This window comes from Vibrio sp. YYF0003, assembly GCF_036350715.1.
Classification (GTDB): Bacteria; Pseudomonadota; Gammaproteobacteria; order Enterobacterales; family Vibrionaceae; genus Vibrio; species Vibrio natriegens.
Window position 1 is genome coordinate 225,929 of record NZ_JAZDWA010000005.1, and the last position, 20,721, is coordinate 246,649.

Genomic DNA, 20,721 nt, shown 5'->3' on the forward strand with positions numbered 1-20,721 from the left:
CGGTTTTTATTAACAACTGTTTCCTTTAAGCACGGGCGTCATTCACCAGCTCGATGACTTTATCGAAGGATACATTGGCCATCGCGCCATATCCGGATTTTTTTGTCGCTTTAAGTTGGCTGATAAGCGGTGTGCTAATCCCACATAGGAACCGGGCAACTGCCTCATTGCTGATGGTGGTCGGAGACAATTGTACAAACTCCTTCACCCAGGATACGACCTGTTCATGTTCTGGTGGTTCATTTGACTGAGCCGGAAACTCCGCGACTTGGCCACGACATACAGAGCAATGACCGCACTCTGTTGGCGCGTTGTGATCAGCAAAGTAGTGTGCCAGTTGATAGCTTAAGCACTCTGACGATTGAAATAAGCCCAACATCGTATGAATACGCTCGATATCTTTGCGCTCTTTAGATTGAAACAGCTCGTAAAGATGTTGTTCCAGCGTCTCTGAGCTTTGTTGAATCGGAAGAACCGCGTACACATCGGTTAACTGTTTGCTCTCCAGTTCAATCCATCCGTTTTGATGAAAGTAATCCAGTGCCGCGACCACACGGCTTCGCTCTGATTGATAGTGCATCCAGAGTGCGTCTAAATCTACCTGACACCATACTTTGGCTTTTGTTGAGCAAGTGAAAATGGCTTCTACAAACTGGCGTCGTTCCCCTTGAAACTGATTAAGAATAAATTGCTGATCTTGGAGAAACTTGAAGCGATATTCAGCAAAGTAGCTGTATTTGGCCTCGATAACTTTTTCTAACTCCAGATACACCAAGAGTGTTTTTAGCGGTAACTGGCGTATATTGCTGTCGCGAGACAGGCGCAGTGGCACGACTTCCCACTGAGGAGTGTGTTCACGCGCTTGCTCTAATACATAGCTGATGGAGGTACGTTCAGGGGTGTCACCATAGACAAAGTTCTCCAGTACCGTCAGACCAGATGTGTTGCCAAGTAAAATACATTCAGAGCGTTGACCATCACGTCCGGCTCGACCAATTTCCTGTGCGTAGTTCTCAATTGATTTCGGCAGGTCGAAGTGAATCACACGGCGGATATCCGATTTGTCCACGCCCATACCAAAGGCAATCGTTGCGACAATACAGTCGATTTGGCTATCCATAAACTGCTGCTGAATTTTTTCCCGGACGTCACTCTTCATTCCAGCATGATAAGCATGGGCGTTAATGCCGATGTGAATTAGCGATTTTGCCACCTGCTCAGCTGTTTGCTGTTGAGTCACATACACAATGGTTGGCAAGGTAGGCTGGGTGGCCACGATAGTATTTAGCTGAGTCTGTTTTTCTGATTCATGGCATGGCACCACTGAAATATCTAAGTTGGGACGATAGAAGCCCGTAACGGTAATATGTTCACTGGCGATATTGAATTTCTGCTGCATATCGTCAATAACGGCGGGTGTTGCTGTAGCGGTAAGCAGCAAGGATTGAGATATGTTCAACTCACGCTGATATTGCGGCAATTTCAGGTAATCAGGGCGAAAGTTATGCCCCCATTCGGAAATACAGTGTGCTTCATCTACCACCATTAAGGAAATGGGGATCTGACGGATAAACTCACGGAAGCGTTCATTCTTGAGTCGCTCCACTGAAATCATCAGAATTTTAATCTGGCCGTTTTTCACCCCCGCCATCACTTGCTGGGACTCTTCCCGACTTTGGCTGCTATCGATGGATGCTGCCGCAATGCCTCTACTTTGTAAAAAACTAAGTTGGTCTTTCATTAGGGCAAGTAGGGGCGAGATCACCAAAGTAAGGTTTGGCAGCTGAGTTGCGGGTAGCTGATAACAGAGTGATTTACCGGAACCTGTCGGAAAGATTGCCGCTGCTGAGTTACCATTCATCACGGCTTCAATGACAGGTTGTTGGCCTGAGCGTAATGAGTCAAAACCAAACACAGATTTAAGTGTTTGCTGCAACGGAATACTTTGCATAATAGGTAAACCTTCCTTTGATGATAAACTAGGGCACAATACCATAATCTTTGTGCTAAAAGTGCGTCTTAAAAGTATGAACAAAGCAGAGTTAGTCCAAATAATCATTCAAAAGCTGGAAGAAAAACTTCAGGTTGCACACGCTTCTACTCAGAGAGCTATTGATGCCGCGACGGATGAAGAAACGGTACCAGAACACAAGTACGACACTTTGGCGTTAGAGGCTTCCTATCTTGCTCATGGTCAGGCAATGCGAGTTCAGGAGAGTGAAGAAGAATTGCGCCAGTACCGTTCGCTAGTGGTTAAAGACTTTACAGATGCACCGATTGGTGTCGGAGCTGTCGTCTTACTGGAAGACAATGACTTGACTGAAAAGTGCTTTTTTATCGGCCCTTGCTCTGGTGGGTTAACCGTTGAGTGGCAAGGTAAACAAGTTTTTGTCTTAACGGCGAAGTCCCCGCTAGGTCGAGCACTCATGGGGAAAGAAGAGGGCGATGATGTCAATGTTAAAATTGCCGATAAAACAATTAGTTATGCTGTTGTGACGGTTTTCTGACATCAAATATATAACCCAGTGTTATGTTTAACAGTAGTAAAGTTGGATAAAAGAGAAAGACATGAAGAAACTGCTTACACTTTCATTGCTGGTAGTGAGTGCTTCTGGCTACACAGCGCAGTGTCGTGTGGACATCAATAATGAAGTTCGCCTGGATGGACAGAGTTTGGAAATTCATCAGACTACTGGTGATAGTGCAGTTGTCGATGAAGATAACAACCTGTTTATTAAAGGGGAGCAAGTCGAACTTGATTCCGACCAGAAAGCCGCGCTTGAAGGTTATCGAGAGAAAATGAACGCTTACATCCCTCAGGCTAAACAATTGGCGAGTGATGGTTTAGAGCTGGCGAATGCCATCATCGATGATGTCGCGGCGAGTCTGGATGCACCTGACGCTTTTGATAATGTAAAAGCATCGGTCAAAACATTTTTTGAAGACGTAGAATCGCGCTACTACAAAGATGGTGACTTTATTTTGCCTGCTGAAAGTTTTGAATCGATGACTCAAAGCTGGACGGACGATTTTGCTAAAGCTCAGGAAATCTTCAACAAAGAGTTTTTGGCAAGTGCGTTTGAAGCGTTGTCGAAAAAGATGCAAGAAGAAGACGGACTTAATCTGACGGCGCTGTCTGAAAGTATGACGGAGTTGAGTGCAAAAGTTGAACAACGTATCAATGAGCACTCGCAAGGTATAGAGCAGAAAGCGGAAGAGTTGTGTGACTCACTCGATGATATGGCCGCTCAGGAGGATAACGTCCTGAAGAAAATCCCAGAGCTGAAAGATTACCGAGTCTTTACGATTTAACCTCTGAACATAACCAAAGAGAGCGCCATTGTGCGCTCTCTTGCTATATGGGTATTTAAACCATCACATGCAGCTGACGTTTTATTGAGTGTTCTGCTAGGTAATCTCTGATCATCAAATGCATCACTACGACAAACTTTGAGATGTACGTAATATTTTACAAACTGAATTTCTGCTGATCGTTCTTGTTGTCGAGTATTTAACCTACTTGCTCTTGCTGATTAGTTGATATTTCTATAATGTACTAGCCAACTAGTTCATTGATGTATTGTGTGAGTGGTATGACACAACAAAATTCTTCTCAGCCTCGTGAGCATTTTGGCTCTCGTCTCGGATTCATTTTAGCTGCAGCAGGTGCGGCAGTGGGTCTGGGCAATATTTGGGGCTTTCCAACGCAGGCTGCCAGCAATGGTGGTGGTGCATTTTTGTTAGTTTACTTGGTGATGATTCTAATCGTCGCTTTCCCGATGCTTGTGGTTGAAATGGCGATTGGTCGTCATGGTCAGGCAAACCCAGTCGATAGCATGCGTGCGTTGACTCATAACCCTGTCGCTAAGAAATTTGGTGGTCTGGTCGGTTGGATCGGTCTGAGTGTACCAAGCGCGGTATTAGCGTTTTACTCCATTGTTGGCGGTTGGTTGATCTGCTTTTTACTTGGTGCGATCACTGACATCATGGGCTTGGTAGAAGTGACCGCTTGGTTCAAAGGATTCAGTGTAGAGCGCAACCTGTTCGGTACGATTACTTTTTATGTTCTTACCGTTTTGATCGTACAGGGTGGCGTTAAAGAAGGTATCGAAAAATGGTCAACGCGTTTGATGCCTGCACTGTTTGTGCTGTTTGGCTTGCTGTTTGTGTACATCATGACACAAAACGGTGCAATGGAAGGCCTTAAGCATTACCTGGTACCGGACTTTGAAAAAGTTTGGGACAGAAAGCTTATCTTGGCTGCAATGGGGCAGGGTTTCTTCTCACTGACCATTGGTGGCTGTTCGATGCTGATTTACGGTTCTTACTTAAGCAAAAAAGAGAACCTGCCTAAAATGGCGATGAACGTGACTCTAGTAGATACCGCCGTAGCATTTATTGCTGGTCTGGTCGTTATGCCTGCGATGTTCGTAGCGATGCAGAAAGGTGTTCAGATTTACGCGGATGATGGCTCGTTGCTTAGCTCGGATACCTTGGTATTTACGGTATTACCGCTGATGTTTGATAGCCTGGGCCTCCTTGGCCAGTTGTTCTCAATCGTGTTCTTCTTATTGCTGACAATTGCTGCGCTGACATCATCTATTTCTATGCTTGAGTGTCCGGTAGCGCTGGTCAGTGAACGCTTTAATACCAAACGCAGCGGAACCAGCTGGGTTCTTGGTGGCTTAATTGCTCTGTTCAGTGTCGTGATTGTTTATAACTTCGGTGCAATGTTTGGCTTGGTGGCAACTGTGGCGACTCAGTACTTACAACCAACGGCGGCGTTACTGTTCTGTCTGTTTGGTGGCTGGGTATGGAGCCGTAACTCGAAGATTAAAGAGCTCGAACAAGGCTTCCCAGAATTTACTTTAGGCTGGTTTGGTAAAGTATGGCCAGCTTACGTGAAGTTTGTTTGTCCAGTGCTTGTGGCTACCGTTATCTGGGCTTCATTCGGATAATCGACTGATTCAGAGATAAAAGAAAAGGGCTTGATGATTGTTCATCAGCCCTTTTTGTATTCTTGCGGTTAAGTTAGCCTATTAACGGAACTGACCGGCTTCTGGAAGGAAATCAAAACCCGCAGTTGCCAGCTTTGCTTCCAGCGCTGAGCGGTCAATATCAAAGAAAGCCACTAGCTTATCCAAATCGCCGTCAAAGTCATCACGTAGCTTCATGTTGACGATGCTCATCAGCATCACAGGATCCATAGACTCAAAATTCGCTAGATTCATTACTTATCCTCAAAATCAGAAATCAGTAAGTTTGCCGCGGCAAATGCTGCAGCTTCACGAGTTTCTTGCGGTAATGACTCGTTTGCAGCAACGTCATTCAACGCTTTTACTGCACAAGAAATTGCTTGTGGCACATAAGCTTGATCGCCACTGCCGATTTGAGCGTAAAGCTCACGAACTAGTTCACAACAGCCGTATACTTGCATTGCATAATCCTTAAAAGTGATAACTGCTCTCAAATATACACATAGCCGATTTGAAACTCAAAGCAGAGACTTGTCTTGCCTCAATTAGTTGTTCGCATTGAGCATGGATTAATCAAAGGTGGTTCATGGGGGCTATATATAGGTATAAAAAAGGGCTGACCGAAGCCAACCCTTTCTAACAACAAGATTTGTTTAGAACTTATTGTAGTTGAGCTTTAATGTGCTCAACAATATCAGCCATTGCTACGGCTGTTTTCTCACCACTACGACGATTCTTGTACTCGAAGTTGCCTTCTTTCATTGAACGATCGCCAATGATGACCGTGTGCGGTACGCCTAGTAGCTCCATATCAGAGAACATTACGCCCGGACGCTCTTTACGGTCATCAAACAGTACTTCTACACCCATAGCGGTCAGTTCTGCGTACAGCTTCTCAGCCGCTTCTTTCACTTCTTCTGACTTGTGCATGTTCATTGGTACGATTGCTACCTGGAACGGCGCAAGTGCGTCTGGCCAGATGATACCGTACTTATCGTGGTTCTGTTCAATAGCAGCAGCAACTACGCGAGTAACACCAATGCCGTAACAGCCCATCTCCAGAATAACGTTCTTACCATCTGGACCAAGCACGCCACAGTTCATCTTCTCAGAGTAGTTCTTGCCTAGCTGGAAGATGTGGCCAACTTCGATACCACGTTTAAGCTGTAGAGTACCTTTACCACATGGGCTTGGGTCGCCTTCAACCACGTTACGTAGATCTTCAACTTGGCCAAGCTCAACGTCACGACCCCAGTTAATACCGAAGTAGTGTTTATCGTCGATGTTAGCACCGCCAGCGAAGTCACTCATTACCGCGACGCTGCGATCAACGATGAATGGCAGTTTAAGGCCAACCGGACCAAGTGAACCTGGACCTGCGCCAACAAGAGCACGAATCTCTTCTTCTGTTGCCATTTCTAATGGAGCAGCAACTTGTGGAAGGTTTTCTGCTTTTACCTCGTTAAGTTCGTGGTCACCACGTACGAGTAGGGCAATGATCGGTGCATCAACTTCATCAGACGCTTTAACGAATAGTGTCTTGATGGTTTTTTCGATCGCAAGACCGTGTTGTTCTACCAGCTGTGCGATGGTTTTCGCATCTGGTGTGTCTACCAGTGTCATTTCTTGAGTTGGCGCTGGCGCTGAGTCCGCAGGTGCCAAAGCTTCTGCTTTTTCAAGGTTCGCTGCGTAGTCTGACTCAGTAGAGAAGGCGATAAGGTCTTCACCACTTTCAGCCAGTACGTGGAACTCTTGAGAGCCGCTACCACCAATTGCACCGCTATCTGCAAGTACAGGACGGTAATCCAGACCCATACGGTCAAAGGCTTTACAGTAAGCATCGTGCATTGCGTCGTATGACTTTTGCAGACCTTCTTTGTCGATGTCGAAGCTGTAGGCATCCATCATAGAGAATTCACGAGAACGCATTACGCCAAAGCGTGGGCGTCGTTCGTCACGGAATTTAGTCTGGATTTGGTACAGGTTCAAAGGAAGCTGCTTGTATGAGCTTACTTCGTTACGTACCAAGCTAGTGATCACTTCTTCAGCGGTCGGGCTAAGAACAAACGGACGTTCATGGCGGTCAGTAAAGCGAAGCAGTTCAGGACCCATTTTCTCGCTGCGGCCTGTCTCTTCCCAAAGTTCAAACGGCTGAACAACGGGCATCAAAGTTTCGATTGCACCTGCATTGTCGATTTCTTGACGAACGATGTTTTCGACTTTACGCATTACACGTAGACCAGTAGGTAGCCAGGTGTATAGACCTGAAGCCAGCTTACGGATCATACCTGCACGTAGCATGAGCTGGTGGCTCACTACTTCTGCGTCGTTTGGAGTCTCCTTCAGAGTAGAAAGAAGATAATTACTGGTACGCATTAAATTTATCCGTTTATTTAAGTTAATTACTCATGTCAGTGCTGACGAGAGTATGGAAGTCCCACAATGGGAAATTTGTTAGCCGCCTATAATATCAGCCAATTGGCTTTGTCAAAAGCTTTCGATCGCGGTAACCGTTATTAAGTTGTCCTTAACCGTAAACTTGACGTTTAAATCGAACAAATTTACCGCATATTCTTTGCTGTCTGGCTTGTTTTTCTTGTACGCCGGACGAGGATCCTGCGCTAAGACTTGTTCGATCACTGACAGTACATTATCGGTATTGGATTGCTTTTTCACCATTGCTAACGCTTGTGATGAGAGAGCTTGCGAAGAAAAAGTAACAGGCAATTTTTCTGGTTCTTCTCCCGCATAACCACCTTGCGCATCGGGAATTGAATCCGAGTAGGGGATATAGGGCTTAATGTCGATAATCGGTGTGCCATCAACTAAATCGACACTGCCTAGATCCAGGTAGATTTGGTCACCCTGCTTGATCACGCCTTTTACTTCCACGGCTGACATACCGATGCCATTTGGTCGAAAAGTCGATCGAGAAGCAAACACGCCCACTCTTTCGTTGCCGCCTAAACGTGGTGGTCTGACTGTCGGTTTCCAGCCAGCCTCTAAATTTTGATCGAAGAGAAACAGCAACCACACATGAGAAAACTGCTCTAATCCTCTGACCGCTTCTGGGCTATTTGCTTCGCCTAATAGTTTTACTCTTGCTTTTGCGGCGGGAACCAATCTCGGCTGGCGAGGAACCGCGAATTTTTCTTTATATGGAGTTTCAATGATGCCAATTGGCTCAATGGAATACATAGTGGACATCTTTAAGTATCTTCACGCAAAAACTATTAATGCAGAAAGTACCACAAATTTCTCTTGCATTTCTTTATGAGAATAGTTATTAATTAAAATGTTATAACATAACATTAAATCTCAAAAGGAAAACACGATGAAACCAGGTATCCACCCTGAATATCGCCCAGTGGTATTCCACGACACCAGCGTAGATAAATATTTTGTTGTTGGTTCAACCCTTAAAACTGACCGAACCATCGAATGGGAAGACGGTAAAACGTACCCGTACATGACTTTGGATGTGTCGTCAGCATCTCATCCGTATTACACGGGCAAACAGCGTGTGGTTCAGGCTGAAGGACGTATTGCTAACTTCAATCGTCGTTTTGGGCAATTTACTAAAGAATAAGGAGAAAAACATGAAAGTGGTTAAATCATTAAAGAGTGCGAAAAGCCGTCATCCAGATTGCCAAATAGTGAAACGAAGAGGGCGTCTGTACGTTATTTGTAAAACGAACCCTAGATTCAAGGCCGTACAGAAGTAGCAATATATTATCTCGGTTGATTATGGTTTTGTTTAATTGATAGTGTTGAGTTATCTGTTTTATATGGATGAAATATCTGCATTTTTAATATTAAGTGGTTAAATGTTTGTCTATTAGTTACACTTTGTAACGTTTTTGACTTTGAATTGACTCTTTACTCAAGTACCCTTCGCTCGCTTTTTGACAACTTTGTCACATTTGCATAGGAATAAAAACAAGGAGGGAACAGATGAGTTCATCTGCTTCAATTAAACAAAACACGCCTAAAAAGCCGCTGTTTACGCGCTTTTTGGATACTGTCGAATATTTGGGGAACCTTTTACCCCACCCGATTACACTATTTGCCATTTTCTGTTTAGCCATTTTGGTGATGTCGGGCATAGCTGGTTACTTCGAAGTTTCAGTTATGGACCCTCGTCCAGAGGGTGCAAGTGGTCGTTCCGCAGACGGTATGATTCACGTTGTCAGCTTACTTAACGCTGATGGTCTACAACTTATCGTTACTAACCTAGTGAAAAACTTTGTTGGTTTCGCACCGTTAGGTACAGTACTTGTAGCAATGCTTGGCGTTGCAATTGCAGAATACTCAGGCCTACTTTCAGCAGCGATGCGTGGTCTTGTAATGGGTGCTTCTCAGCGCATGGTTACAGTGACGGTCGTCTTTGCTGGTATCATTTCTAACACAGCATCAGAGCTTGGCTATGTGGTACTGATTCCACTGGCTGCAATGCTTTTCCACTCATTAGGTCGTCATCCTCTTGCTGGTCTTGCTGCTGCCTTTGCTGGTGTATCCGGTGGTTACTCTGCAAACCTACTTATCGGTACGGTCGATCCACTGCTTTCAGGTATCACTGAAACTGCAGCTCAAATGATCGATCCAAACTACACAGTAGGCCCAGAAGTAAACTGGTACTTCATGTTTGTCTCTACTTTCTTTATTGCAGGCATGGGTGCATTTGTTACTGAGAAAATCGTTGAGCCAAAACTTGGCAAATACAACGAAGAAGAAGCCTCAGAAGATCTGTCTAAAGACAAAATGGGTGGCCTGACAGACCTAGAAAAGAAAGGTCTGAAACTGGCAGGTATTGCAATTCTGGCAGTATCAGCACTATTGGCTTGGACAATCGTTCCAGAAGACGGCGTTCTACGCTCTGACGCAGGTACTATTGCTGGTTCACCATTCCTGAAAAGTATCGTTGCTTTCATCTTTGTATTCTTTGCTATCCCTGGCTTTGTATACGGTAAAGTTGTAGGCACGATGAAAACTGACCGCGATGTTATCGATGCGATGTCTAAATCTATGTCTTCTATGGGCATGTACATCGTACTGGTATTCTTTGCAGCGCAGTTTGTTGCTTTCTTTAAATGGACGAACTTTGGTCAGGTATTCGCAGTTGCGGGTGCAGACTTCCTGCAAAGCATCGGTCTGACTGGTCCAATGTTGTTCTTCGCATTCATTCTAATGTGTGGCTTCATCAACCTGATGATTGGTTCTGCATCGGCACAGTGGGCTGTAACAGCGCCAATCTTCGTACCAATGCTTATGCTAGTGGGTTACGCACCTGAAACTATTCAGGCTGCTTACCGTATCGGTGACTCGACAACCAACATCATCACACCAATGATGAGTTACTTTGGTTTGATTCTAGCGGTTGCAACTCGCTACATGAAGAATCTAGGTATCGGTACGTTAATCGCGACCATGCTACCTTACTCAATCTGCTTTATCGTAGGTTGGAGTGTGCTGTTCTACCTATGGGTATTCGTATTTGGTCTACCAGTAGGTCCAGGCGCGGCAACTTACTACACGCCGTAATAAAAAGCACCTCACACAGCTCCAAAAAAAGCCTGCGAACTTCGCAGGCTTTCTTCGTTTTGGACGTTTGGTTAACGCTTGGCGAGAATTCTATCTAAGTGATTGGCAAATTCTCGGCGTTCAGTTTGTGACAGTGAAGCGGGACCACCGGTTTGGATACCACTAGAACGCATGGTGTCCATAAAATCACGAATGTTGAGGCGTGCTTTAATGGTGTCTTTGGTGTAAAGCTCTCCACGAGAACTCAATGCCAGTGCACCCTTGGTTATCACTTCATCGGCGAGTGGGATATCGGAGGTGATCACCAAATCATTGGCTTCCACTCGTCTCACAATTTCGTTATCGGCAATATCAAAGCCTGCTGGTACTTGAAGCGAATGAATATTTGCTCTTTTCGGAACAGGTACAATGTGGTTGGCGACAAAAGTGCATTCAACACCGGTGCGTTCTGCTGCGCGAACAATGGTCTCTCGAATGACCTTTGGGCAAGCATCTGCGTCTACCCAAAGCTTCATGATTTTTTCTCGCTCAGTTTTTTTTCTAGCTCTTCAATACGTGCCGTCAATTGGGCGATTGTATTTTCAAGCGTAGTCAGACGGTCTTCTTCCGATGTTTTTTGTGCGGCGATTTCAATTTTTGGAACACGATTAGCGCTCTTCCAGCTCTTAAGCGCAGTGATGAGTGCAGGCATTGGAACTGGCGTTTTCATTCGTGCTTTAACTAGAGCCACACTCGGTTCTTTGCCCTCTTGTTGGAGCTGTTCCATTACCGTTTCCAGTTCTTTAGTGACGTCTTGGGTTAACATTTTCAATCCTTAACAACGATATTGTTATCATCATACGTCGAGCGGCTACATTTAGCGAATGGCAATTTGGATCGCATCTTGTGAGAGATCTCTTACAAGCGGTGTGAGAGAAAACGATTTCTTTAGCAGATAAACAGAAAGACCTTGTTGTAATGCATTGATATATTTGATTTTAACTTTTATTTAACAATTAAATTCTGAAAAAATGTTAGTGGGCATGATTGTGATTGCAAAAGAAAAGAGTAAATTAAACCTTGTCAGCAGGATGCAGACACGGAACAGGAAAGCACCACGGATTGGTTGTCGTCAGGAAGACGATTTGGTCACTTGGGATGAGTGAACAAGCACGGAGCACTGGACATTGTACGGACACAATCATCAATAGGATGTTGATGACTAAGGATAGACAATGGACCCCTCATAGGATTGAGGTAGGACAGCATCAGGACGATGCAACGGACACCGCTCAAGGAACAAGTGAAGTGCGCTAACGGGGAATGTTGGCTATCAGGATTGATAAGGACACCGCTAGGACGGCGACGAAGGACAGGACTGATGGATTCAGTCACTATTATGGATGATGCATGGAGCATTATTTAGTAGCCGGACTGCTGCGAGTAAGATCATGACCCCGATACTTTTGTGTCGGGGTTTTTCTTATTTAAAGTAAATGCTTTAAATCTGGTCAGTATGACGTCATTGGTGAGAAGAGGCGATTAATTGCGCTCGAATGGCTGATACAACCCAAAATAAGGAAGTCGTTAAGAACTGACAACATTGTCAGACGATTCCTACATGGCATTTAGTGACTTTAATAAAATTATTATCATAAGATAAGAACAATATAATAATAAATTGCAATTCAACATGTTGTTAATTAAGCAATTATCGAATAGTGCCCATTCCAATCAGTTGGTTTACTTTTGGCTTTTCTACAAAGTTTTATGCCCCGCAGGTGATGAATCGTATCTTTAGAATACGCGATATGCGGGTATTTTTGGTTTGTTGTAATCAAGGAAATGATGTGGCCATAGTGACCAGAAGAATGCTTCTTCTACCCTACGATGAGTCGTTACAACTCGAGTTTGTAATGCTTAACTGCTGCGCAAAAAACCGCGCCGAAATGAACGGTCCGCATACTGTAGCATCTGCTAAACAGCTATTTGAAAAAATACTGGATGATAGAAATATTTATAGCCTGGCTGTTCTCGAAAGTTCCAGCCGTGATTATATGGGGCATATCTTTATTTCTCAGCTCGACTCTGAGCCAGAGCTAGGATTTATCTTTGATAAAGCTTACTGGGGGAAAGGGTTAGCGACAGAAGCGCTGAAGGCTTTCTTCCCGAAAGCTTGTCGAGAGTTAGGCCTGCACAAAGTTACCGCAAATGTTAATAGTGGCCATCACGCTTCATTGGCTGTTTTGGAAAAACTTGGTTTTGTTGTCACCCGTGAAAGTAAGGACTTATACGGTCCTTACTTTGAAATGACCTTTACAAGCGATGAGGCGGTAGGTGAAAGCTCTGCGGCCTGAAACCAACCATAGTCAATTCCCCTTGGTAGCAGTCATCGCCAAGGGATGAAAACTCAAATTGATACACAGTATGCCAACGCCAGAGTCCATCTGGCGTTTTTAGTTTATGCGCACCAAAAGCGATGCTCACCAATTGGAGATCCAACTGATCACATTTCCTTGTTATTGCTGCTTTTGCCAGTTCAGATTGACGGCGCTGTTGCCAAAATAGAAAACAGAAAAAGCACAGTCCCAATATTGCCAGTAGATCTCCTATCATCCCTAATCCTTTATTAACCCTTTGTCGCTTGCTGTAAATTGACGAGCGCACGCGTCAACTCTTCGGATGGACTGGAATGCAGCAATGGCAGCAATACCATTCTCAGTTCTGGCAGCATAACTAAATCAGCAAACAGTTGATTAAACAGGGTTTGATTGCCAGTTTGAGCAAGACGTAGTAAGAATTGTTCTGCGATTTCTGCGTCGGCTAGTAGATGCCAAGTACGGCCTGCAATGCCAATCAGTACTTCTTGGTGGCTGAGACGAGGGCTTTGCAGAATCGCTTTTAACACAGGAAGAGCGATGTTTGTAGGTGCTCCTGCTAATGCTCGAATGAGTGCAGACAGCAAGAATAGATCGGGTTCGTTACTCTCTATCTCTTTGTGTGCTTTTTCAGCGATACGCTCTGCAAGACGCTCTTGAAGGTCTACGTGTTCTAGTGCCCCTAACAGTGCATACAAAGGCTCGTTTGGTAGATGGTGAATGGCTTTGCGCAGGGCTACGGCATTTTGTTCTTTGCCTAAGCGAGCTGCCATGTCGGTAATGCCTTGCAAACCGACAGTCTGCCAGTTTTCCCAGCCAAGACCACCAGAGAAATAGTGCTGTGTATGTTCGTAATACTGGCTGGTGGGCAAATCCAAACTAGAGCGAATTAAGCTATGGAATACCGCCATTTTGTCTTCAGAAGGTTTAAAGGTATATGGGTTATTGGACAGCTTTTGTTGCTGATCTTCAGACATATCGTCACTCAGACGCGTCCCCATCGCTTCAACCACGTATTTTATGAAGTTACCAATATCAGACTGCTTCAATAGGCCGCGTTCATCGAGCTCGAACTTAAGAAACCAAATCCAAGGTTGCTTTTGCTCATTCCAGTAAGCGATGGCCAGATGTGCTTTGCGCTGCATCGGGAAAGGGTACGGGCACTGTCCTTTTTCCACATCGGCAAAGACTTGTGGCTCAATGGCCTTGATGCGACGACCAAGGTCGAAGATTTGATAATCACAGTTGCTGTTGTGCAGCAATTGAGTGAGGGTCTGAATGTTTTCCATTAAATACGACGTCCTAACGTTCTTTTCACAAGAGATGGTATCATTCTTGGCTAATTCAAGGTTCGATATGTAAAAGTTAATGACTACAAGCACAAAATTGGCGGAATTACTTCACCAACTTGAAGGGCAACTGCACAAGCACCAACTTTGGCAACAAACGATGCCATCGCCACAAGCATTACAAAGTGTGGAGCCGTTTGCGATAGATACCCTTCATCCACATGAATGGTTACAGTGGATATTTATTGCCCGAATGCGCGTTTTGGTTGAAAGTAACCAGCCTTTGCCTCGTGGTTTTTCAATTGAACCCTATTTTTCAGAGGTGTGGAAACAAGAGCCGCAATACGCTGAGCTATTGGTCACCATCCGAACTATCGACGAACTATGTAAGTAACCTCAATGTCAGAACAAGAAACATCACAAGCCGTTTCTCCAGTGGAATTGGAGATTGTTTATCAAGATGAATACTTTGTAGCGGTGAACAAGCCTGCCGGTATGCTGGTACATCGTAGTTGGTTAGACAAACACGAAACCCAGTTCGTCATGCAAACGTTGCGTGATCAAATTGGCCAGCACGTTTTTCCTCTGCACCGTTTAGATCGACCAACGTCTGGAGTACTAGTGTTCGCACTTTCCAGTGAGGTCGCATCTCAAGTGATGCCGATGTTTGCTGAGCATAAAATGGAAAAAACCTATCATGCCATCGTGCGCGGCTGGATTGAGGAAGAGGGCGTTTTAGATTACGCGCTTAAAGTCGAATTGGATAAAATTGCGGACAAGTTCGCTTCTCAGGAAAAAGAAGCGCAAGAAGCTTTCACAGCTTATAAGCCTCTAGCAAAAGTTGAAGTGCCGTACTCTACCGGGAAGTTTCCAACCACGCGCTATTGTCTAGTGGAAATGAAACCCAAAACGGGACGTAAGCACCAGCTTCGTCGCCATATGGCCCACTTACGCCATCCGATAGTGGGTGACACTTCTCATGGTGATGGTAAGCACAACAAACTGTATCGAACTGAATTTGATTCTCACCGTTTGTTATTGCATGCATCAGAGCTTCGTTTTGTTCATCCATTTACCAATGAAGAGATCGTGATGAAAGCGAATATCGATGAGACATGGCAGCAGCTATTTGCTCGATTTGAATGGGATGAAGGGCTTGTTAGTCCAAAGAGCTAACGGACTCGTTCATTCTTAAAAAACGAAAGAAAAAGGGGTTGGTGAACTTACCAACCCCTTTATTATTTTTATGTATTTAAATCGTTACTTGAGTTTTTCTAGATCCGCTTCGATCTCTGCGATCTTGCTTGATACGACTTTTTCTAAATGGCGAAGATCAGACAAGATTTTCTGTTTGACGTCGACTTCAGCCACTTTGGTTGGTTTAGTGATTTTATTTAGTTCGTCAATAACTAAAGTGAGGTTGCGATTGATTTCGGTGACTTCTTTGTATTGATGACTGCCACTGTCTACAAGTACATTTTTGATTTGGCGTGGGTATTTAAATTTGACACTTTTGGCGAAGAGCTCGCCTTTTTGTTTTTGGAAGTAGATTTTCAGCACATCTTTATGTGCCTCTTGACGAAGGGAATAACGTTCAATCTGTTTTGGGTCTTGAATGCCCAAACCAGTGAGGTGTGGAAACATAGGCTACCTCTATATACGGAAATGATACCAGTTTTACTTTAGCAGCCTATGTACGTGCTAGATAGCTGATAATTAGTTAAATTGCTCAACTTGTGGGCAAGATCGCTATCACTCTTGCCCACGTTAATCGAGTTCCTTTACTTAATCGGTGACCGCCTCAGAAAGTGTCTCAATGAGCTGCTCTCGCAACGCATTTTGTTGCTCTTCACTGAGTCTTCCGCCTGTACCGCTGGTGAGAATGAATAAGTCTTCCGCTCGTTCTCCGATAGTCGTAATTTTTGCGCCGTGAATATTAATATTCAAATCCGCAAAAGTACGCCCGACTTTGGCCAGTAAGCCCGGGGTATCTAACGCAACAAATTCCATTAAGGTGTGTTTCTTACCTCTGGTCGGCAAGAAATCCACTTTGGTTTTGACATTAAAGTGTTGGAGTTTATGCGGGGTGCGACGGGTTTTAATCTTTGTTGGCCTGCCGTCTTCTAACACATGAGTTAAGTGTTTGATCACCGCCGCATGGCGAGACTCATCGATTGCTTCACCGTGTTGGTCAAGAACAATAAAGGTATCGATGACATGACCGTCTTTACTCGTCATGATCTGCGCGTCATGCACGTTGAAGTTGCGTCTGTCCAGCTCTGCTACGACGGTCGCAAATAACGCTGGTTGATCTTTGCTGTAAACGAAAACTTCAGTACCACCACGAGTGGCTTTTTTACTGATCAGCACCAATGGTTTGGTTAGATCGTCCATACGCAGTAAGTGCGCACAGTGCCACGCAATCTGAGTATGGGTGTGACGCAGGAAGTAATCGGCCTTGAAGCGTTGCCACAACACTTCTATCTCACGCGCTGAGAACCCTTCTTTGCGCAACAGCGCTGATGCCATTTGTTGATTGTGGCGAATGCGTTCACGCACATCAACCGGGTTTTCCAAACCTCGACGCAGAGCACGCTGTGTAGAGTAAAATAGCTCCGCAAGTAGGGTACGTTTCCAGGCGTTCCAGAGTTCTGGATTGGTCGCACTGATATCCGCGACTGTCAGACAAACCAAATATTCCAGTGACTCTTCATCACGAACCTTTTTGGCGAATTCAGTAATCACGTCCGGATCGTAGATATCTCGTCGTTGAGCGGTAACAGACATCAGCAAGTGGTGTCTTACCAGCCAGCTGACGAGTTTCGCTTCTGGTTTCGATAGCCCATGCTCTATACAGAAATCATACGCTTCTCCCTCACCAATTACCGAGTGATCGCCACCTCGTCCTTTACCAATGTCATGGAAAATTGCTGCAATGATCAGCAGCTCTTTCTTTTGCATGCGAGGGTAGATATCGCAACAAATTGGATGCTTCTCGTGATTCGCTGGGTCGTTAAACGTATGAATGTGCTTCAATAAACGGATGCTGTGCTCGTCAACGGTATAAGCGTGGAAAAGGTCAAACTGCATCTGGCCAACAATTTGGCTCCACTGCGGCAGATAAGCGGCCATGACGCCAAGTCGATGCATCAAACTAAATGCTTTGTGCAATGCATTTGGGTGTCGGCACAACGCGATGAATTTTTCACGTGCAGCGGGGATGGTATGCAGGAACTTGTTCAAGCGGCGGCGAGCGGTTCGCAACTGACGTAAAGTAGGGGGGCTGACCCCTTCAATAGTGGAGTCATTCGCGATGTGCAAGAACATATCGAGTATGGTTTCTGGTCGAGCCTGAAACAAAGCTGGCTTGCGGGCTTCAATCAATGAGCCGCGTCGCTGAAAATCGCCATCTAATATTTCAGCATTTTCCGTGATGCCACCATTGATGATCGCTTGGTCAAACAGCTTGAGCAACATTTTGTTCAGCTCTGCAACACGACGAAGGGTACGATAAAACTCCTTCATCATCATTTCGACCCCACGATTGCCCTCGCCAACGTAGCCAAGGCTCTCTGCAACTTGAGCTTGATGAGCGAAAGTCAGGCGGTTGTCGTAGCGACGTAACTCTAGGTGCAAAGCAAAGCGAACACGCCATAAGAAATCCTGACACTCGACCAGTTCGCGGTACTCGGCATCGGTCAAAAAGCCGTAACGACTCATCTCGAGCAAAGAGGTAGCACCAAAGTGTCGGCGAGCAACCCAGCTAAGCGTATGAATATCGCGCAGGCCACCAGGTGTTGACTTTATATCAGGCTCTAGGTTGTATGTGGTGTCGTGATAACGAGCGTGACGCTCTCTCTGTTCTTGTATTTTGGCACGATAAAAGGTTTCACTTGGCCAAAACGAGTCGGATAACACGACTTTTTTTAGCGCCTGGAAGGTGTCTTCGCTGCCGCACAGCAGCCGAGCTTCCTGAAGATTAGTGGCGACAGTAAGGTCATGGCGACCAATTTCCGCACACTCACTAACAGTTCGAACAGAATGACCAACTTCCAGCTTGAGGTCCCATAAAAGCGTAATGAACTCGCTGATTTTTGCTTCTAGTGAAGTTGGTAGTTTTTTATTCGAAAGAATCAGGATATCAATGTCAGATAATGGGTGAAGCTCTCCGCGACCATAACCACCTACGGCAACCAAAGAGATATTGTAAATATCGTTGAAGCCAAAGTGTTGCCACAAACGCTTTAGAAGCAAATCCATGTACTCCGCTCGGGCGAGAACCAAGCTCGTAACAGGATGGTGATTAAGAAATTCTTGTTTTTGTTCTGAGCCAAATCTCTCTAGCTCTTGTTTTAGTTCCCCGATATTGATTTGGTCATCGGTAAACGTAAGAGGGGACTGAAGTGACATATTTGCTATCCGTGCAAGCTAAAACTATTAGCAATCTAACAAATTTGATGCAGATAAAAAATATCCCCGCGAGGGCGGGGATATGATTGAGTGAAATTATTACGCGTTTTTCATCAGGCGAGGAATGGTATCGTCGCTGCGAAGTGTTAGGACTTCACAACCTTCTTTCGTTACCACAATCGTGTGCTCGTATTGCGCTGAGTTTTTGCCATCACCTGTGTATACCGTCCAGTCATCTTGTGCATCGACACTACAACCAAACTTACCGGCGTTAATCATCGGCTCGATAGTGAAACACATGCCTTCTTTCAGGACACGACGATCTTTGTTCTTGTAGTGAACCACTTGTGGCTCTTCATGGAACTCATCACCAATGCCGTGACCACAGAAATCCTTCACAATAGAGAACTTGTTGCGAGGGTTGTTCTTATTGTTTTCTTTAATGTACTTTTCGATAGCCGTACCGATATCACCAACCGTAGCACCTGGCTTAACCTGACGCATGCCTACGTAAAGCGCTTCTTGCGTTACCATGCACAGACGTTTATTAGCTGGCGATACTTCACCAACCAGGAACATCTTCGACGTGTCACCGTGGTAACCTTGAGGGCGAACGCTCAGGTCTGCGTTTTCATCGTTAGGAACGATAACCGTAATGTCGACGTTAATAATGTCGCCATCTTTTAGTACTGCAGGTTTAAGTTGCCCGTTGCTGCCAACCTCATCTTGCTCGGCTGGAATACCGTGACAGACGATGTGGTTGATAGACGTACAAATCGATTTAGGGAATCCATGGTAATCAAGTGGTGCCGAGTACGCGCCTTTTTCTAGTGCGTATTCATGACAAATTTTGTTGAGTTCTTCTGTCGTCACGCCGACCTTAATGTGCGGTTCGATCATCTCTAGAACGTCAGCGGCAAGCTTGCCCGCAATGCGCATGCGTTCGATTTCTTCAGCAGTTTTAATCTTGATTGACATTGGCTTTCTCTACTTATTCGTAAGCACGTAAACGTGCGAATGGCCGCATTCTAACAGACATCGGGCGGTGAACCCAAGCCAGTTAAGAATATGAGTCATTCTTACTTGAAGTGTAGTAAGAGAATTAAGGCTGAGTAGGGAGGTATCGTGCCTAAAATGAAAAGTATAAGAAACAATTTTTACTAGCCATCTTGAGCTAAAATATGATATAAAGCGCGCCGGAATAGAGGTCTGTTCTCTTTGCTTAGTCAAAGCTATAGCAACGAAGCTGGTTTCATCCGACAAACTTTTATCTTTAAATCACACACATTCCGTCACATATTCCGGGGTGCTGAGCAGAAGCTTGGTCGGAGTTATGGGGGATGTGGAGGCCTAACCCCATAGAGGATTTTAAAATGGCAACTGTATCAATGCGCGATATGCTGAAAGCTGGTGTTCACTTCGGTCACCAAACTCGTTACTGGAACCCAAAAATGAAGCCATTCATCTTTGGCGCTCGTAACCGCGTTCACATCATCAACCTAGAAAAAACTGTACCAATGTTCAACGACGCTCTAGCTGAAATCGCTAAAGTTGGCGAGAAAAAAGGTAAAGTTCTTTTCGTAGGTACTAAGCGCGCTGCATCTGAAGCTGTTAAAGAAGCTGCTATCGCAAGCAACCAGTACTACGTGAACAACCGTTGGTTGGGCGGTATGCTAACTAACTACAAAACTGTTCGTCAGTCTATCAAGCGTCTAAAAGACCTAGAGACTCAGTCTCAAGACGGTACTTTCGACAAGCTAACTAAGAAAGAAGCTCTAATGCGCACTCGTGAAATGGAGAAGCTAGAGAAATCTCTTGGTGGTATCAAAGATATGGGCGGCCTACCAGACGCTCTATTCGTAATCGACGCTGATCACGAGCACATTGCAATTAAAGAAGCTAACAACCTAGGTATTCCAGTATACGCTGTGGTAGATACTAACTCTAACCCAGACGGCGTTGACTACGTTATCCCAGGTAACGACGACGCGATCCGCGCAGTACAGCTATACCTAAACGCTGCTGCTTCAGCAGTAACTGAAGGTCGTAACAAAGACGTTGCTGTAGTTGCTGAAAAAGACGGTTTCGTAGAAGCTGAATAATAGCGGCTCTAGTCACACTTGGTCTATGTGAAACCTTTGTGTAGCA

General features: G+C 45.0%; 22 protein-coding genes. 10 read left to right on the forward strand and 12 right to left on the reverse strand.

All coding sequences use genetic code 11. The features are described from left to right. Positions 1-25 precede the first annotated feature (25 nt). The gene (locus V1U08_RS15805) at positions 26-1,951 is read right to left on the reverse strand and encodes a RecQ family ATP-dependent DNA helicase (RefSeq protein ID WP_330470983.1); all 1,926 of its coding nucleotides are present in this window, start codon (positions 1,949-1,951) and stop codon (positions 26-28) included. 76 nt (positions 1,952-2,027) lie between these two features. Between V1U08_RS15805 and V1U08_RS15810 the strand changes: the two genes are divergently transcribed. The 3 genes from V1U08_RS15810 to V1U08_RS15820 all read left to right on the forward strand — a co-directional run bounded on the left by V1U08_RS15810 (position 2,028) and on the right by V1U08_RS15820 (position 4,958). Then, positions 2,028-2,507, forward strand: a complete 480-nt coding sequence (locus V1U08_RS15810) for a GreA/GreB family elongation factor (RefSeq protein WP_329350406.1) — start codon at positions 2,028-2,030, stop codon at positions 2,505-2,507. A 61-nt stretch (positions 2,508-2,568) separates the two neighbouring features. Then, entirely contained in the window at positions 2,569-3,312 is a 744-nt protein-coding gene (locus V1U08_RS15815; protein ID WP_065300081.1) for a YggN family protein, read from the forward strand. 281 nt (positions 3,313-3,593) lie between these two features. Next, the gene (locus V1U08_RS15820) at positions 3,594-4,958 is read left to right on the forward strand and encodes a sodium-dependent transporter (RefSeq protein ID WP_014232781.1); all 1,365 of its coding nucleotides are present in this window, start codon (positions 3,594-3,596) and stop codon (positions 4,956-4,958) included. 81 nt (positions 4,959-5,039) lie between these two features. On the opposite strand, the gene V1U08_RS15825 is transcribed toward V1U08_RS15820, so the two are convergent. The 4 genes from V1U08_RS15825 to tsaA form a co-directional block, all read right to left on the reverse strand. Continuing rightward, on the reverse strand, positions 5,040-5,231 hold the full coding sequence (locus V1U08_RS15825; RefSeq protein WP_330470984.1) for a DUF4250 domain-containing protein: 192 nt from the start codon (positions 5,229-5,231) through the stop codon (positions 5,040-5,042). Further along, a complete protein-coding gene (locus tag V1U08_RS15830) occupies positions 5,231-5,437 on the reverse strand; it encodes a YaeP family protein (RefSeq protein ID WP_014232780.1) in 207 nt (68 codons plus the stop codon). The genes V1U08_RS15825 and V1U08_RS15830 overlap by 1 nt, the downstream gene beginning before the upstream one ends. 199 nt (positions 5,438-5,636) lie before the next feature. Beyond that, positions 5,637-7,352, reverse strand: a complete 1,716-nt coding sequence (locus V1U08_RS15835; RefSeq protein WP_330470985.1) for a proline--tRNA ligase — start codon at positions 7,350-7,352, stop codon at positions 5,637-5,639. Positions 7,353-7,463: 111 nt separating this feature from the next. Continuing rightward, positions 7,464-8,174: a tRNA (N6-threonylcarbamoyladenosine(37)-N6)-methyltransferase TrmO gene (gene tsaA, locus V1U08_RS15840; RefSeq protein WP_330471059.1), complete on the reverse strand. Its 711-nt coding sequence runs from the start codon at positions 8,172-8,174 to the stop codon at positions 7,464-7,466. A 136-nt stretch (positions 8,175-8,310) separates the two neighbouring features. On the opposite strand from tsaA, the gene V1U08_RS15845 reads away from it, so the two are divergent. From V1U08_RS15845 to V1U08_RS15855, 3 genes are all read left to right on the forward strand, one after another. Then, positions 8,311-8,565 carry a type B 50S ribosomal protein L31 gene (locus tag V1U08_RS15845; RefSeq protein ID WP_020335158.1) on the forward strand — a complete coding sequence of 85 codons (255 nt, stop codon included), beginning with the start codon at positions 8,311-8,313 and terminating at the stop codon, positions 8,563-8,565. Between the two features lie 10 nt (positions 8,566-8,575). Further along, positions 8,576-8,701, forward strand: coding sequence for a type B 50S ribosomal protein L36 (ykgO, locus tag V1U08_RS15850; RefSeq protein WP_005380299.1), 126 nt, complete (start codon positions 8,576-8,578; stop codon positions 8,699-8,701). Between the two features lie 229 nt (positions 8,702-8,930). After that, complete coding sequence (locus V1U08_RS15855; protein ID WP_014232776.1) at positions 8,931-10,517, forward strand: AbgT family transporter; 1,587 nt, start codon at positions 8,931-8,933, stop codon at positions 10,515-10,517. 71 nt (positions 10,518-10,588) lie between these two features. Here V1U08_RS15855 and V1U08_RS15860 read toward each other — a convergent pair whose 3' ends face one another. Together V1U08_RS15860 and V1U08_RS15865 are read right to left on the reverse strand one after the other, a co-directional pair. Continuing rightward, positions 10,589-11,032 carry a YaiI/YqxD family protein gene (locus V1U08_RS15860; RefSeq protein WP_014232775.1) on the reverse strand — a complete coding sequence of 148 codons (444 nt, stop codon included), beginning with the start codon at positions 11,030-11,032 and terminating at the stop codon, positions 10,589-10,591. After that, positions 11,029-11,322: a hypothetical protein gene (locus V1U08_RS15865; RefSeq protein WP_065297271.1), complete on the reverse strand. Its 294-nt coding sequence runs from the start codon at positions 11,320-11,322 to the stop codon at positions 11,029-11,031. Before V1U08_RS15865 ends, V1U08_RS15860 begins: the two co-directional genes overlap by 4 nt. 1,045 nt (positions 11,323-12,367) lie before the next feature. On the opposite strand from V1U08_RS15865, the gene V1U08_RS15870 reads away from it, so the two are divergent. Continuing rightward, complete coding sequence (locus V1U08_RS15870) at positions 12,368-12,853, forward strand: GNAT family N-acetyltransferase (protein WP_020335154.1); 486 nt, start codon at positions 12,368-12,370, stop codon at positions 12,851-12,853. Here the strand turns inward: V1U08_RS15870 and V1U08_RS15875 are convergent. Together V1U08_RS15875 and V1U08_RS15880 are read right to left on the reverse strand one after the other, a co-directional pair. Continuing rightward, on the reverse strand, positions 12,813-13,112 hold the full coding sequence (locus V1U08_RS15875) for a DUF3301 domain-containing protein (RefSeq protein ID WP_014232771.1): 300 nt from the start codon (positions 13,110-13,112) through the stop codon (positions 12,813-12,815). The two genes, V1U08_RS15870 and V1U08_RS15875, sit on opposite strands and share 41 nt — an antisense overlap. 13 nt (positions 13,113-13,125) lie before the next feature. Further along, the gene (locus V1U08_RS15880) at positions 13,126-14,163 is read right to left on the reverse strand and encodes a DUF3549 family protein (protein ID WP_330470986.1); all 1,038 of its coding nucleotides are present in this window, start codon (positions 14,161-14,163) and stop codon (positions 13,126-13,128) included. Between the two features lie 79 nt (positions 14,164-14,242). Here V1U08_RS15880 and V1U08_RS15885 point away from each other — a divergent pair, with 79 nt between their 5' ends. Further along, positions 14,243-14,557 carry a YqcC family protein gene (locus V1U08_RS15885; RefSeq protein ID WP_020335152.1) on the forward strand — a complete coding sequence of 105 codons (315 nt, stop codon included), beginning with the start codon at positions 14,243-14,245 and terminating at the stop codon, positions 14,555-14,557. Positions 14,558-14,562: 5 nt separating this feature from the next. Further along, positions 14,563-15,339: a tRNA pseudouridine(65) synthase TruC gene (gene truC, locus V1U08_RS15890; protein ID WP_330470987.1), complete on the forward strand. Its 777-nt coding sequence runs from the start codon at positions 14,563-14,565 to the stop codon at positions 15,337-15,339. A gap of 84 nt (positions 15,340-15,423) precedes the next feature. Here truC and V1U08_RS15895 read toward each other — a convergent pair whose 3' ends face one another. The 3 genes from V1U08_RS15895 to map all read right to left on the reverse strand — a co-directional run bounded on the left by V1U08_RS15895 (position 15,424) and on the right by map (position 19,551). Continuing rightward, on the reverse strand, positions 15,424-15,807 hold the full coding sequence (locus V1U08_RS15895; RefSeq protein ID WP_237315147.1) for a DUF3461 family protein: 384 nt from the start codon (positions 15,805-15,807) through the stop codon (positions 15,424-15,426). 141 nt (positions 15,808-15,948) lie between these two features. Further along, positions 15,949-18,573: a bifunctional uridylyltransferase/uridylyl-removing protein GlnD gene (gene glnD / locus V1U08_RS15900; RefSeq protein ID WP_330470988.1), complete on the reverse strand. Its 2,625-nt coding sequence runs from the start codon at positions 18,571-18,573 to the stop codon at positions 15,949-15,951. A gap of 99 nt (positions 18,574-18,672) precedes the next feature. After that, positions 18,673-19,551 carry a type I methionyl aminopeptidase gene (gene map, locus V1U08_RS15905; RefSeq protein WP_014232765.1) on the reverse strand — a complete coding sequence of 293 codons (879 nt, stop codon included), beginning with the start codon at positions 19,549-19,551 and terminating at the stop codon, positions 18,673-18,675. 395 nt (positions 19,552-19,946) lie between these two features. Here map and rpsB point away from each other — a divergent pair, with 395 nt between their 5' ends. Next, the gene (gene rpsB, locus V1U08_RS15910; protein WP_014232764.1) at positions 19,947-20,675 is read left to right on the forward strand and encodes a 30S ribosomal protein S2; all 729 of its coding nucleotides are present in this window, start codon (positions 19,947-19,949) and stop codon (positions 20,673-20,675) included. Positions 20,676-20,721 lie beyond the last annotated feature (46 nt).